Annotated in this window: 12 protein-coding genes; 1 reads left to right on the top strand and 11 read right to left on the bottom strand. The window is 48.5% G+C overall.

The window, feature by feature from the left end:
- Positions 1–193 precede the first annotated feature (193 nt).
- The 7 genes from FPG75_RS11020 to glk all read right to left on the bottom strand — a co-directional run bounded on the left by FPG75_RS11020 (position 194) and on the right by glk (position 6,885).
- Positions 194–613, bottom strand: coding sequence for a hypothetical protein (locus FPG75_RS11020; protein WP_143306856.1), 420 nt, complete (start codon positions 611–613; stop codon positions 194–196).
- Between the two features lie 115 nt (positions 614–728).
- Positions 729–1,175, bottom strand: a complete 447-nt coding sequence (locus FPG75_RS11015) for a hypothetical protein (RefSeq protein ID WP_143306855.1) — start codon at positions 1,173–1,175, stop codon at positions 729–731.
- Between the two features lie 2 nt (positions 1,176–1,177).
- Entirely contained in the window at positions 1,178–1,888 is a 711-nt protein-coding gene (locus FPG75_RS11010; RefSeq protein WP_143306853.1) for a hypothetical protein, read from the bottom strand.
- Between the two features lie 284 nt (positions 1,889–2,172).
- Positions 2,173–3,279, bottom strand: a complete 1,107-nt coding sequence (locus FPG75_RS11005; protein ID WP_143306851.1) for a hypothetical protein — start codon at positions 3,277–3,279, stop codon at positions 2,173–2,175.
- Between the two features lie 71 nt (positions 3,280–3,350).
- Positions 3,351–3,872 (bottom strand): hypothetical protein, encoded by a 522-nt coding sequence (locus FPG75_RS11000; protein WP_143306849.1) that lies wholly within the window; start codon positions 3,870–3,872, stop codon positions 3,351–3,353.
- A gap of 588 nt (positions 3,873–4,460) precedes the next feature.
- Positions 4,461–5,690 (bottom strand): voltage-gated chloride channel family protein, encoded by a 1,230-nt coding sequence (locus FPG75_RS10995; RefSeq protein ID WP_236652768.1) that lies wholly within the window; start codon positions 5,688–5,690, stop codon positions 4,461–4,463.
- Positions 5,691–5,829: 139 nt separating this feature from the next.
- Positions 5,830–6,885: a glucokinase gene (glk, locus tag FPG75_RS10990; RefSeq protein ID WP_143306845.1), complete on the bottom strand. Its 1,056-nt coding sequence runs from the start codon at positions 6,883–6,885 to the stop codon at positions 5,830–5,832.
- Between the two features lie 105 nt (positions 6,886–6,990).
- On the opposite strand from glk, the gene FPG75_RS10985 reads away from it, so the two are divergent.
- A complete protein-coding gene (locus tag FPG75_RS10985; RefSeq protein WP_201747940.1) occupies positions 6,991–8,772 on the top strand; it encodes a glycoside hydrolase family 15 protein in 1,782 nt (593 codons plus the stop codon).
- A 113-nt stretch (positions 8,773–8,885) separates the two neighbouring features.
- Here the strand turns inward: FPG75_RS10985 and FPG75_RS10980 are convergent, their stop codons facing one another.
- The 4 genes from FPG75_RS10980 to FPG75_RS10965 form a co-directional block, all read right to left on the bottom strand.
- Positions 8,886–11,060: a bifunctional alpha,alpha-trehalose-phosphate synthase (UDP-forming)/trehalose-phosphatase gene (locus tag FPG75_RS10980; protein WP_143306841.1), complete on the bottom strand. Its 2,175-nt coding sequence runs from the start codon at positions 11,058–11,060 to the stop codon at positions 8,886–8,888.
- Positions 11,061–11,290: 230 nt separating this feature from the next.
- Positions 11,291–12,244: a Gfo/Idh/MocA family protein gene (locus tag FPG75_RS10975; protein WP_143306839.1), complete on the bottom strand. Its 954-nt coding sequence runs from the start codon at positions 12,242–12,244 to the stop codon at positions 11,291–11,293.
- Between the two features lie 3 nt (positions 12,245–12,247).
- Positions 12,248–13,153 carry an EamA family transporter gene (locus tag FPG75_RS10970; protein WP_143306838.1) on the bottom strand — a complete coding sequence of 302 codons (906 nt, stop codon included), beginning with the start codon at positions 13,151–13,153 and terminating at the stop codon, positions 12,248–12,250.
- Positions 13,128–13,769 carry a CGNR zinc finger domain-containing protein gene (locus FPG75_RS10965; RefSeq protein WP_143306836.1) on the bottom strand — a complete coding sequence of 214 codons (642 nt, stop codon included), beginning with the start codon at positions 13,767–13,769 and terminating at the stop codon, positions 13,128–13,130. Before FPG75_RS10965 ends, FPG75_RS10970 begins: the two co-directional genes overlap by 26 nt.
- Positions 13,770–13,913 lie beyond the last annotated feature (144 nt).

Genomic DNA, 13,913 nt, shown 5'->3' with positions numbered 1-13,913 from the left:
TGCTCACTCACCTTTGTGACAGCGGATTTGATGCATTCCACCACAATAAGAAGCACGCCCGCATATTTCAAAATTTTCAGAATATTATTCATAGTATATCAATTTAATTACCATGTCATAAACATGACATTATGATAACAGTATTATCAAAAAGTCATAATCATGACATTTTTAAATGAATCAATTTGACTTCTTACTTTCCTTTAAAGAACCGGCCAAAATAGCCACCATTGGGAGCGTTAGGGTTCGCCACCATCCGCAAGTCAGGAATAACAAGAATGCGTTTAGCAACGTTGTAGAAGCCTGTAAACGTCTTCCGGCCATCCGATGCGCTCACCGAAACGACCCAGTGTTCGTAGTTCGGGTTGGCAGTATCGCGCTCCTTTCGTGGTACGGCCACGAAACTGATCATGCCACGGCGGCGTGAATAATTCCAGCCTTTTAATAGCAAATCATCAACACGTTCGCCGGTTTTCCTTGATACCCAACCGTTTTGGCTTTTGCAGCCGCTGTGTTTCTTGTTCTGTCGTTGGCTATAACTTCCACGGCTATACGAACGGTTAAGCGTGCGCGGATAGCTGTTATAGCCACGATTGTAATTACCGTATGCCATGATTACCGCCTTTTATGGTTTGACTTTTTCCAAACAAAAACCACAACCAAAATGAGTCCGAGAACCGCCGTAGCCTTGCCCGGAAGCGTGGTAAAAAATTCTTTCAACTTTTGCATTATCTACGTTTTTTCTTGTGATTGTTATTGTAAACCTTGTAAATGAGAATCGCCAGGGCTATCGCTGGCAGCCACTTTAAATACTTCCACACATCAGGTGAAACACCAACAGCGTTGGCTGTATTCAAAGTTGTTACCGCTGCGTTTGCACCAGCAACCGCGCCAGTAGCAGCCGTTGCAAGAAGCTGCTGACCGGCAGGATTGAGAACAGATGCCGGGCGACCATCTTTCATTTGCCCGTATTTGGCTACATAGTCAGCATCCGAAAGGTCCCGTTTGTCTGCTTCTTCCTGCGAAATCATCATAGCGCCCTGCCCCACTATCTTGCTGGCAATTCCACCAACAAAGGGAATCGCCCCGGCGACGGTGTTAGCTGTCTTTCGCAGGAGGTTGCCAAAGAAAGTACCGCCGGGTTTGCGTTTGAAGAGGTTACCCAAAAAGCTCATGGTTAAAAGGATTTGTGCTTTTCCGTGTAGATCACGAAAGGCGAGTTATCACGTGGGGTTATTGCCACTTTGTAGGCGTCGTAACAGGACAATGATATATACTTCTCATATCCTGCAACAACATTAGCACCTGCCGAATCAACACTTACGAGGTCGTTGATAGCACGTGCAAGGTATTCCAGCTCCGCGCCGGAGTACTTCACTGTTTTCACCGGGTAGACTATATCAATTTCATCGATGAGCGCGACAGGTAAATGCAGCATGGTAGAATCGGCGACGTTCAGGTCTTTTGTCTGTCCCGTGATCGTAACAGCAGAGATGTTTTTGTAGGTGCTTGAAAGGATAGGCGCGTCAATGCTGCTAATGTTCATAACATTGGTAGCTTTCGCACCATCAAAGGAGATTTTGATGTATTCACCCTCTTCAAGATGCAGTGAACCATCTGGGCTAAGTTTGATCAAACCCTTAACTAAGTTGGTATCCCTCAAATAAAAGCCTTCTTCAAATGTGTTCATCTCAAACGCAGTTGCGAAAGGCATACGCGGGTAAATCTCTTTACTACCGCGATTCTTGCTGAAGAAATCTACTTTAAGCGTGATCGTTGATAAGTCAACCCCAGCCGGATCAGCAAAATGGAATCCGATGCCATGCGCTGAACTTTGCAAATAGATGTCATCTTTGCTAGAGCCTGTGAAGTTCGATAATAGTTTCATTGAATTTTTTTTTCAAAGAAACTTAACCGGCTTCACAGGCTCACCCTAAAAGCATCCACTGTGGCCCAATTAGGCCCGATTATTACCCGTTGGGGGGTCCCAAGAAATACCGTACAGTTTTTGCAAATGATAATCGGTAATTCGCTTAGATTCAATCCTGCGGCGATCTTCAGCGATCCACCTTTTTGCCGTCTTCTCGCATATATTGAAAATAGCCATATAGTCCTTGTGTGTCAAAACCTTAAACGAAATTGTCTTTGTCATAACTTTAACGGATTTTCTCGTCATTCAAATAGTTCCTGTTGCCGGTATTCATCACTTATAAAACCGGCTCGCTTTCCGATGGCGGAAAGATCGGCACTTCCGTTGGGGAAGTGCTTCAAATACCATTTTACAAGTGCTCGTTTTTCAATGTATTCAAATAAAATCTTGGCACCATAGAAGGCGTAGTTAACATCTATCTTTCGCATATCATTGTTATGCTGTTCCATGCGTCGTATAAATACCTTATCCATGCGTGAACTTTCCAATTTATCCGAAAGCCTTAACACCCTTGTGTTTGGACGTATAAGTTCAAGCAAGTGTACTTCTTCCATTCTATCTTTCCGGTTCCCCTGATTGTTATGCACAAAAGAAAAGTGCTTATGGAAGAGCGTTTTAAACAGCGTGAAACTCATTTCCGGCGTAATGACTTCTAGGCCATTGAATGGCACCACTTCGCCGCCATCATAGTCTAGCAACTCCTTACACGAACTTTTCAAACTAAACTCAAGCCGCCAAACAGTTTCTTTTTCATCAAAGCCAGCGGCAGCCCACATCTCGCGAATCCAGGGCTTATTCTTGTTCGCCTCAAGTTCGCGGCTTTTGTTGTAGAGATAATAGTTTAACTCGCTGGTCTTACTGCCGAAACGCAGATACTCAAAGGTGTTGCAGGATTGATGTTCCCCGCTAACGCTAAACTTGGCTTTGTGTTTTTTGAGATAGATATCACCAAGGAAATCCCGGATAAATTTCTCCGGTGACAGGCCGTCTTTAAAGCTGATGAAGTCCATAGCAATATCGATCCGGCTGATGGCGTGAAATCGAAAATTATATTGCTCTAACAACTCCGCCACAAACCGGCGTAGATCAGGTTGATAGAGGAATTTATTTTCGATCTTCAGCAATCCCATATCACCACCGAGAAAGCTGGCGTGCGGCTTGCACGCCAACGTAGCGCATCGCTCGTAGATGCCTGAAGGCATCAAAACTGAAATCTCGTACACCTCTTTAAAGTGCCGGGTTTGCAAATCCAGTTTTTCCGTATGATACTTAAAGTTGTCTTTGGCTTCAATCGACACCGGACACTTTACGTGTAATTGAAGCCAGTCGATAACATGGCAATAATTCATAACTGTAGATTAAAATTTGCGAATCATTAAGCGAATGGCAGAATCACTCCCGTATTACTTCACGGGAGTTGTCAAAGGCGGGTGACCACTTCTAAAGCAGGAAGAGAAAAGTATCTTGATAACTTTAAATAGAAATGGCGAGATTCATAAAATCTTACATCAACAGTGAATTTGCGGTGCTGTGGCTTGACGGTAACACTTCCATCATCGTGAAAAACGACATAGTTGTTAACGGCTGTACCTTCTGTCTTATACTTCGGGAAAAAGATTGCGTTACCATGAACAGCCTGTGCGGGTACGTCATGATATTTGAGGAATTTCATAAAAGCCCGCTTGTTTACAAGCCCCTCGCCTGCTTTCCACAGTATTCTACCGATATCAGACGCAAATTGTAATCGGATAACACACGGTAGATAAGACAAATTGAAGAGTAGAATAATTTCGGCTTGCTCCTTGGTTGTTGGGAACTCTTGCCGATCAGCACCGTAAAAAAACAGATGTTGTTCCACGGTACTGATCATTGGGGCCTTGGGGCAGTTGCTACAGTAACTTTGACTGTTGGGGACGGTTTGGGTTAGGTCTTTTCGGATCATAAAAGTAAGTGGGTTTTTATGCTGATCCGATGATCTTCATAATCCACATAACAAACTGTTAAGAATGAAAACTTTAACAGTATGCTTTGTAAACTCACTTAAACATTAGCTCGATAAAATGCAATACCAAAGCCAGTTTTAAAAAGTGCGGTGCTAAACTGCGAATTTCTTGTCTTGAAAAAAAATAATTCTCTTGAACTCAATACTATCGCTGCTTTAGGAAATTCCTTCAAAAAAGATTCTCAAAAAGGACCACACAGTTCAAAAAACCTATTTACATTAGCTCCGTAAACGATCATTACTAACTAAAACTTGGCTATTATATAATCAATCCTAATATAAGGAACTTTAAAGGACCTTGTGGTGGCTACTTCTTATCAAGTAACTTGTACAAAATAGAGAACATTAGACCAGAAAAACATATTCTCTATTTGTGTTATAGATACTATAAATTATAAGAAAATAACCGACTACTAAAGATGGCTATTGATACTAAGGTTAACTACTTACAGATTTTTCGTCTGGTCCTTTAAATAAAAAACGCGCACCAGATATTCTGGTGCGCGCTATATTAAATAATCTCTCAACTTATTCTGCCTTCGAAACTGCCGTCCGTTGCGCGCCATAAATCCCTGAATGCCCGCTGAAATAATACGCCGTAAAACAAGCCACCGCAAAATACAACACGTATTCGGCGCCGAATAATTCAATGCCCATTAGCGTACAGGCAATGGGTGTATTGGTTGCCCCGGCGAAAACAGCTATAAACCCGAGGCCGGCGAAGAGGTCTACCGGTGCGCCCAATGCCAACGCCAGCGCATGACCCAGTGTTGCACCCATAAAAAACAGGGGCGTCACCTCTCCCCCTTTGAATCCCATGCCCAAGGTAACAGCCGTGAAAACCAGCTTCCACAGCCAACTCCAGCCGTTTACACTGCTGTTGGCCTGAAACGCCGCCACAATACTAACGCCGTCGGGCGATTTGCTCGTTACGCCGAGGCCGAGATAATCCGTTGTTCCTGCCAGGAATGTAAGGGCGATCACCATTAGACCTCCGGCAACAGGAATGAGCCATGGTATTTTAATATAGGCGTTCGCGTGATCCTTGATGCGATGCATCAAAGTGGAAAAGAGGAAGCTCGTGAGCCCGAAAGCCACACCGGCGAGTATCACTTTCGCCAGCAACAACAGATCGGTGTGTATAAAAGGAATGGCGCCGGTAGCAGCCTGGTAATGTATTTCGTAATGTGTATGATGAATGCCCCAGGCGCTGCAAACAATATCAGCAAGTATACCGGCGATGAGACAAGGCACCAGCGCATCGTAGCGGATCGCGCCGATGGCCAGCACTTCCAGCGCAAAAACAGCGCCGGTGAGCGGTGTACCAAATACGGCGCCGAAGCCTGCGGCGATCCCTGTCATCAATAAAATTCGTATATCCTTCTGCGTGAGTCCCAATTTGCGCCCGATCAGGCCGGCCATACTGCCACCGATCTGTACGGCGGTGCCTTCCCGGCCGGCAGAGCCGCCAAAGAGATGCGTGATGATAGTAGTTAGCAGCACCAAGGGCGCCATACGCGCAGGCACGCCGCCACCTGGCTGATGTATCTCCTCCATGATCAGGTTATTGCCTTTCTCTGCATCACGGCCACCAAGGCGGTATAGCCAGTAGATGCCCACGCCGGCCAGCGGTAACAGGTATAATAACCATTCATGTTCCCAGCGGTAATGCGTTACCAGGTCCAGCAGCCATAAAAACAACGCCACCAAAGATCCTGCGATAAGCGCAACAGGAATCACCAGTACTGTCCATCTCAACAGCTGGTACGTAATCTTAAATTGATCAAATGTATTTTTCAGACGCAAAAAAATGTGAAACTATAAAAATGCGAGAATTTACGAATGTAGGGGTTTGTCGCAAATTCTCAAATTCTCACATTCGTAAATTCGTAAATCCTCAAATCATATGTTGCGCATAAAACGCAGCGCCCCAGAGGGCCGATTTATCATTATTCACAAGATGGATCGGCACGCTGGCCAGCAGTTCCGCCATACGGTCGCCTTGCAGATAGTGATGGTAAAAGTCGCCCGTTTCCAGCAGCGGCGCTATCTTCGGCGGAATACCGCCACCGAGGAAAAGGCCGCCCGTAGCCTTCATCTTCAATACAAGATTGGCGGATTCCCGCGCCAGGTAACGTACAAACAACTCCATCGTTTTAATACAGATCGTCACCTCTTTCGCCAGCGCCGCCTTGCTGATCGCCGCAGAAGCATCTCCCGTCTGTATGGCCGTGCGCATAGCTTCCGGCTCTTCCATCCCTCTCACATCTCTCAAAAACATATAAATATCATATATCCCTGGTCCCGAGATCACACGTTCCCAGCTGGCTACCTCATATTTCTCCTGTAAATATTTTAATAACTGGATATCCAGTTCTGTTCTCGGTGCAAAATCTGTATGGCCGCCCTCTGTGGGGAATGGATGATGATATTGCCCGTCCCAATACATGCCAGCCATGCCCAAACCCGTTCCTGGCGCGATAATGGCAGCATTGCCCCTGTGATCAGCAGCGCCGCGGTGCAAGGTCGTTAACTGCTGCGGCGATAATGTGGCCAGTCCGTAAGCAGTGGCTTCCAGGTCATTGATCAATGCCACCGATCTAATGCCGGTGCCTTGCCTGATCTCGTCCACGCTCAGCTCCCGCGACAGGTTGGTCAGCTCCACCTTGCCATTCACTACCGGCCCGGCAACGCCAATGCATATACGCTGTGGCGGGGTATCTTTACCCTGCGCAATAAAATGCTGGATGATTTCCGAAAAGCTGGCATACTCGCGCGAAGCATAGGTATCCTGCCGAACCACGTCCAGCGCGCCATCCAGGCTGCTGAACAATGCCAGGTTCGTTTTGGTGCCACCCAGATCTCCGGCAAGCAAATAGATGGTTTTCCCTTCTTCGGGCGGCGTTGTCGCGAATTGAGGCAGGTAATGCTGCTTTTTAACTGTCTGTAACATCATGTGGAACTTGTTCCTTAAAAATAATTAAATGGAACGGCATTTGTTCTTCCTCAGAACAATTTTCCCGGAAATATGTAGTTGAGATAATATAAACCATTGTTTATGGAGAGACATACTTATCAGACTGGACTTATCGGCAATTGCTCCTTCATGGCGCATATTAACAGGAACACTAATATAGATTGGCTCTGCTGGCCCCGCATGGACAGCTCCTTCATCTTCGGCGGCCTGCTGGACAAAAAAAAAGGTGGTGAATTTTCCATACTGCCGGAAGGCGATAACAGCACACACCAATATTACCTGGAAAATACCAATATCCTCTGTACAGAGATCACCACGCACGAAGGCAGCTACCGTATCACAGATTTTGCACCACGGTTCATGCAATATGAACGCTTCTTCAAGCCCCTCATGCTGATCCGTAAGGTAGAGCCGCTCGACGGCTCACCCCGCATCCGTGTGAAATGCAAGCCAGTATGCGATTACGGCGCCATACAACTGCATCCCCTGCGTGGCAGCAGCCATATCGAGTTTGCCGGTTGCGATGAACGTATACGCCTTACCACCAACATCCCCGTGAGTTATGTGTTTGAAGAAGAATATTTCGTGTTGAACGATGTGAGGTACCTGATACTCACCTATGGCCACCCGCTTGAAGCGCCGCTGGCCAGTACTGCAGACCGTTTCCTGCGGGATACCACCACCTACTGGCGCACCTGGATCAAACATTCTTCCATCGCCAATTATTTCCAGCCATATGTGATCCGCTCCGCCCTCGCTTTAAAGATCCATCAATACGAAGATACCGGCGCCATCATCGCCGCCAGCACCACCAGCTTGCCCGAATTTCCCGATAGTGGCCGTAACTGGGACTATCGCTACTGCTGGCTGCGCGACACCTATTATATTATCACCGCACTTAATCACATCGGGCATTTTGAAGAGATGGAACGCTACTTCGGCTATATCACAGATATCTCCTTCTCAGGCGATTTCCGCTATCAGCCGCTGTATGGCATCACCGGACAAAAAACGCTTTCCGAAAATATACTTCCTCACCTCGACGGCTATATGGGCAACAAGCCCGTGCGCGTTGGCAACCAGGCCTACGAACATATCCAGAATGATATCTATGGCCAGGTGCTCATCTCCATGCTGCCGCTCTATACAGATCACCGCTTTGTTTTCAGCGAACGCAAAGACTCCGACCGGTGGATCAACCTCCTGCTGGACAAGATCGCCCGCACCATCGACGAAAAAGATGCCGGTATCTGGGAGTTCCGCAACATGGCTAACGTGCACTGCTATACGAATTTATTCCAGTGGGCCGGTTGCTGCGCCGCTGAAAAAATGGCCCGCACCATCGGTAACAACGACCTGCTGCAAAAAGCGCTTGCCCTGAAAGAGCGCGCCGCCGCCCACATCGAGAGCTGCTACGACCCGGTACGTAAAGTATATACGAATGCCGCCGGCAGCCAATACCTGGATGCCAGCACCTTACAGCTCATCATGATGAACTACCTCGACCCGGCCTCCGAGCGTGCCCGCGACCACCTCGCCGCCGTCGAGAAAGAACTGAAAACACCGGAAGGGCTCTTCTACCGCTACCTCCACTCCGATGATTTCGGCAAACCCAAAACCACCTTCCTCGTTTGCGCCTTCTGGTACGTCGAAGCCCTCGCCTGCGTAGGCCGCCTCGATGATGCCCAGCGCGAATTCGGACAACTGCTGCAATACTCCAACCACCTCCTGCTTTTCAGTGAAGACGTAGAATCCGAAAACGGCAGCCAGTGGGGCAATTTCCCCCAAGCCTACAGCCATGTAGGCCTCATGAACGCCGCCTACCGCATCGCAATGAAACTGGATGTGCCGATATTTATATGATTTCTTGATTTACGGATTTCTTGATTTACGGATTTGAGCGGAGACGACAATATTGTTCATCTCCGCTCAAATAAATCAAGAAATCCGTAAATCAATAAATCCGAAAATCTCCACTATTTCTTCAGTGTCCGCAACAAGTGCCTTACTTCGTGATGGCTTCTCAGATAGTACTGCGCCGCAGATACCTGGCTGCCGACCTTGATAGTGATGGCTTTGGACGGCAGCACTTTGAAAATATCTTCATCCGTCACGTCGTCGCCAAGAGCCATGATGAAATCATATTTTTTGTGATGCAGCCAGCTGAGAGCCGCCTTGCCTTTGTTGATCTCGATGTTCTTTACTTCAATGACCTTATCACCGGGTAATACCTGCAAACCCTTTTCCTGTGTGTAGTAGCGGAGGGTGCCCATGAGTTCATTGGCCCGCAGCTCACCAAGACCGGATTCCACTTTACGGTAATGCCATACCAGCGAAAAACTTTTCTCTTCAATGAATGATCCGGGTGTGCGGTCGGTGGTCACTTCCAATATGGGTAACAGCTCTTCTTTCCAATGATCGTTGAGACCAGGCAACTGGTACCACTCCCCTTCTCTCGTTTTTTGCCACGCGCCGTGTTCTGCGATGAGGTCCAAAGGCATATGACCGAACCATTCGCCGAGGGTCTGGTGTTTCCGGCCGCTGATCATTACCACATCGTTGCCGGGAACGGCGGCAAGCTCCCGCAGCAGCTGGTACAGATCAGGATCAGGAGATGCCATATCGATGTTGGTTTGAAAACCTACCAGGGTGCCATCGTAATCGAGGAAGATGATACGGCGCTTGGCCTCACGGTATTGCTGCCGTATCTGGACGGCCGTTTCAGGGCTCACTCTGCGCGCCAGCATATTCTGTTGCATCGTATTCACTTCCTGCAGGCGTGTCATGAAGAGCTTTACCCAGTGATGGATATTGAATTTAGACACCATCTGGCGCATCTGCCGCATGCGGCGTTGTTGCTCTGCCAACGGCATGTTCAGCGCATCGGTGATGGCATGCGTCATAGCGCCGATGTTATTCGGGTTCACGATGATGGCATCAATCAGTTCTTTCGATGCGCCGGCCATCTCGCTGAGGATCAGTACTCCATCATCATTATTGCGGCTCGCTACATATTCTTTGCTCACAAGGTTCATGCCGTCGCGCATCGGCGTGACCAGGCAAATATCTGCGAAATTGTATAGCGCTGATAATACTTCCACCGGAAAGGAGCGATAAAAATATTGTACGGGATGCCAGCTCAGTGTGCGGAAGCGCGCATTGATATTCCCCACCTGCTTGTCGATCTCGTCGCGCAGCTCTTTGTACTGCGGCACGGTATCACGCGAAGGCACCACGATCATATACAATACTACTTTGCCCAGGTATTCGGGATACAGTTGCAGTAAAAGTTCAAATGCCTGTAAGCGTTGCAGAATGCCTTTGCTATAATCGAGTCGGTCGATCGACAGCACCATTCTCTCTTCCCTAAAATTCTCCTTCAGGCTTTGTATTTGTTCCAGTACAGCTTTGCTATGACCAAGCTCGGAGAATTTTTTGTCGTCGATGCCCATTGGAAATGTTTCCACTACTGTGGCGCGATCATTATAATTAACCACGTTGGCAGAAGTGTTCACCGGCAGGATACGGCTCACCGCATTGAGGAAATGGCGGGTATCATCGAAAGTATGGAAGCCCATGAGATCTGCGCCCAGCATGCCTTCCAGCAGTTCTGCCCTCCAGGGTATGAGCCGGAACAATTCATAAGACGGGAACGGGATATGTTGGAAGAAGCCAACAGACACCTCCGGCATTTCGTTGCGTATCATTCCAGGTACCAGTAAGAGCTGGTAGTCATGTACCCAGATCACATCTCCGGGAGCGGCATGCTGCAAAATAATATCCGTGAATTTTTTATTGACCTGGTAATACGCATCCCAATAGCCCTGATCATAGCGGGCATAAACGGACATATAGTGGAAAACCGGCCACAGTGTTTCATTGGAAAAACCTTCATAATAGTTGTTGATCTCTTCCTGTGTGAGGAACACGGGCACCAGGTTCATTTTACGCAGGTCTTTGATCACTTTTTCCTGCTGTTTCGGATCGCTGATCTCTTGTCCTGGCCAGCCGATCCAGATGTTGTTACCTTCTCTGTAAATAGATCCCAAACCGGTTGCCAGTCCGCCTTCGCTGGCTTGCAGCGTAAATTCACCGTCTTTTTCTGCAATCTTTACCGGTAGCCTGTTCGATACAATAATGGTCTTTCGCATAGTCAGTTTATATATCTATTATCAAATTACTTTCTCATGTGGGATAGCTCCAACAAAACAAAAAATGCACCCAAAAGAGCGGAACCTGGTAGACTGATAATGATGATGCTGCTATAGCGGCGAAGGTTCATCAGGGTTATCCGGAAGATGGATAGGGCTATTCCTGCGTAAACTGTAAAAACGCAATATACGGAAAATGAAGGGTTTAAGCAAACAAAAGCGCGGCGGGATCAATAAGCGGTGAAACGTTCCATCAGCTGCAAGCCGCTCAGCGCCTCGCTTACAGCGCATGGATTCGGGCCCTCGCCCAGAAAATATTTCACGGTGGCGGCAATCATTGGCGCCTGGATATGTATCGGGTTTTCAAAAGAGAAGTACTCCGCACGCTCACCGCGGTGTAAAGTTACCTTGTCGAAATGCCGGAAGAAATGAAAGCGGATACTGCCCTCACTCCCGCTGATGAGGCACTCATCCTGCTCATCCGGGTGTTGCGCACTGAAGTTCCACTCACCCGTGAAAAGGATATCTCCCTCAAACCTCGCCTGGCCGCTAACGGTGGCGGGTATACGAAGATCAGCGCCGCCGGGCAAACCATCGGCCGCCAGTGGCGGGCCGAAATAATCCAGCAGGATATCCAGCTGATGCGGCGCCAGGTCATGAAAATAGCCGCCTCCGGAGATGGCAGGATTGAGCCGCCAGCCATTATTTTGTTGGGGAGATGATTTGAAGAGACGGAGGCTTACGCTGTTAACACGGCCGATACGCCCCTCTGCCAATAGCTGTTTCACAAACAGGAAAGCAGGCAGCCGGCGCCGGTAATGCGCCACTACGGCCTTTACTGCTGAATTACTAACGGCATCGGCTATACGATTGGCGCTCAGTGCATTCAATGCCACCGGCTTCTCTATGTATACGGGCAGCCCGCGGCGGATAGCGGCCAGCGCATAGGTCTCGTGACTATCAGGCGGCGTGGCAATATATATGGCATTGATTCCCGGATGATCCAGCAAAGCATCGGCCTGATCATACCAGTGCGGCACGCCATGACGGCGTGCATAATCTTCTGCCAGCGCGCCATTTCTGCGCATCACTGCTACCAGCTTGCTGTTGGGCGCCTCGTTAAAAGCAGGCCCGCTCTTTACTTCCGTCACATCCCCGCAGCCAATGATTCCCCATCTGATCATACTTTATTTTTTACCGAGTGTCATTAATACTACGCCTGAAATTACGATACCGGAGGCAATTCCCACCATGGCCGTCACGCTTTCATGGCCGATGGCCCAGCCGAGGAACATGGCCACGATCGGATTGATATAGGCATAGGTGGAGGTAAGCCTTGGCGGCGCATTACGTGTCAGCCAGCTATAAGAGGTATAACCGATCAGGGAGCCAAAGAGGATCAGGTAAATGTAAGCCACCCATCCTTCTGTGGGCATCAAGGCAGGCGTACGCCATGCGCCGGGCTCCAGTATAAAACTGACGAGCAGCGAGAACAGGCCGCCGGCCAGCATCTGTATGGCCGTACTGCTCACTTGCGTGGGCATCGGCAAGCGCTGCACAAATAAAGAGCCCACCGCCCAGCAGATATTGCCCGATACCACTACGGCAATAGGCCATAACGGAAACGTGCCTACGTCGTTGTGCCGGAAAGGATTAAATAAAATAAACAGGCCGAGAAATCCGACCCCGATACCCAGGAGCGTTAGCGCCGAAGGGCGCTTGCGACTGAAGAAGGCCCAGTCGAGCCCCATGAACCATGCCGGCATAGCCGCCACCAGCAAGGCTACCAGGCCGGAAGGCATGTAATGCACCGCGACGGCCACCGTGGTATTGCCCACGCCTATTAATAAGATACCTACAAAACAGGCCGAGAGCAACTGCTGGCGTGTAACAGGCTCCCGCTCCTTCAAACGGGCGACGATCAGCAGCAGCAAGCCGGCCACCAGGAAGCGCATGGCCGAAATAAAAAATGGCGGCACCGACTTCGTCACGATCTTCATGCCCAGGTAAGTAGAGCCCCAGATGATATATACCGCCAACAGATAAAGGATCGTATTTCCGCTGATGCTATTGGTTTGCTGATTTTCGTTCATGGCTTGTCTTCTTTTTATTTCGCTGTTGAAACCTTTGTACTTTATTGATATCACCGCAGGTGCTCATGCTGCACCAGCGGCGGGAGCCATTGCGGCTTTTGTCGAGAAACAGCCAGCCGCAGGCGGGGCATTCCCTCACCTGCCCTGTTTTTTCGCTGCTGAGTAAGTCCACCGCCGACCTGGTCAACCACCAATTCACCTGCTCTAATGCCGGTGCGTTGAAGGTGAGTGACGCCTGCTTATCTGCGGCCGACCATGCCAATTCGGCATTCGCGTAAGCATCGGCAACATAGGTATTGAAGCTGAGGAGATCGACAGGGGCTGGTGATTTATGATGGGATAATGGCAGGAAGATCTGGTACATCAATTCCCGCAACCGGATACTTTTTTCAAAAACGATGGCGGCCTTTTGCGGGTATTCTTTGGCGAGCCGTTCAAGGGTGTGAATCGTTTTTGCGGGCAGCACTTTTACATGGGCATACCATTGCAGGACATCCTTAAAATGATGCAAATAATCGGGTGCGGGTTTCTTCCGGTTATCGATGGTATTCACAAAATCGAGGCAGAGTATCCCACCATCCAGCCGGAGCGATCCTATCGTTTTTTCGGTGGTCATACGGCTTGTTTTTACGAAGGTACATTATTTAATTAACCGGTAAAACTATTTTTACTGGTTAATAAAAAACAGCCTTTCAAATGCCATTTTTTCTATCTAAAGCATTCCTTCTTCAACATAAACACAACTAATTAAAAATCAATT

It is taken from the genome of Chitinophaga vietnamensis (assembly GCF_902167635.1).
In the GTDB taxonomy this organism is placed as follows: domain Bacteria; phylum Bacteroidota; class Bacteroidia; order Chitinophagales; family Chitinophagaceae; genus Chitinophaga; species Chitinophaga vietnamensis.
Note: the sequence above shows the minus strand (reverse complement) of the source record. Positions and strands in the feature narration are given on the sequence as shown.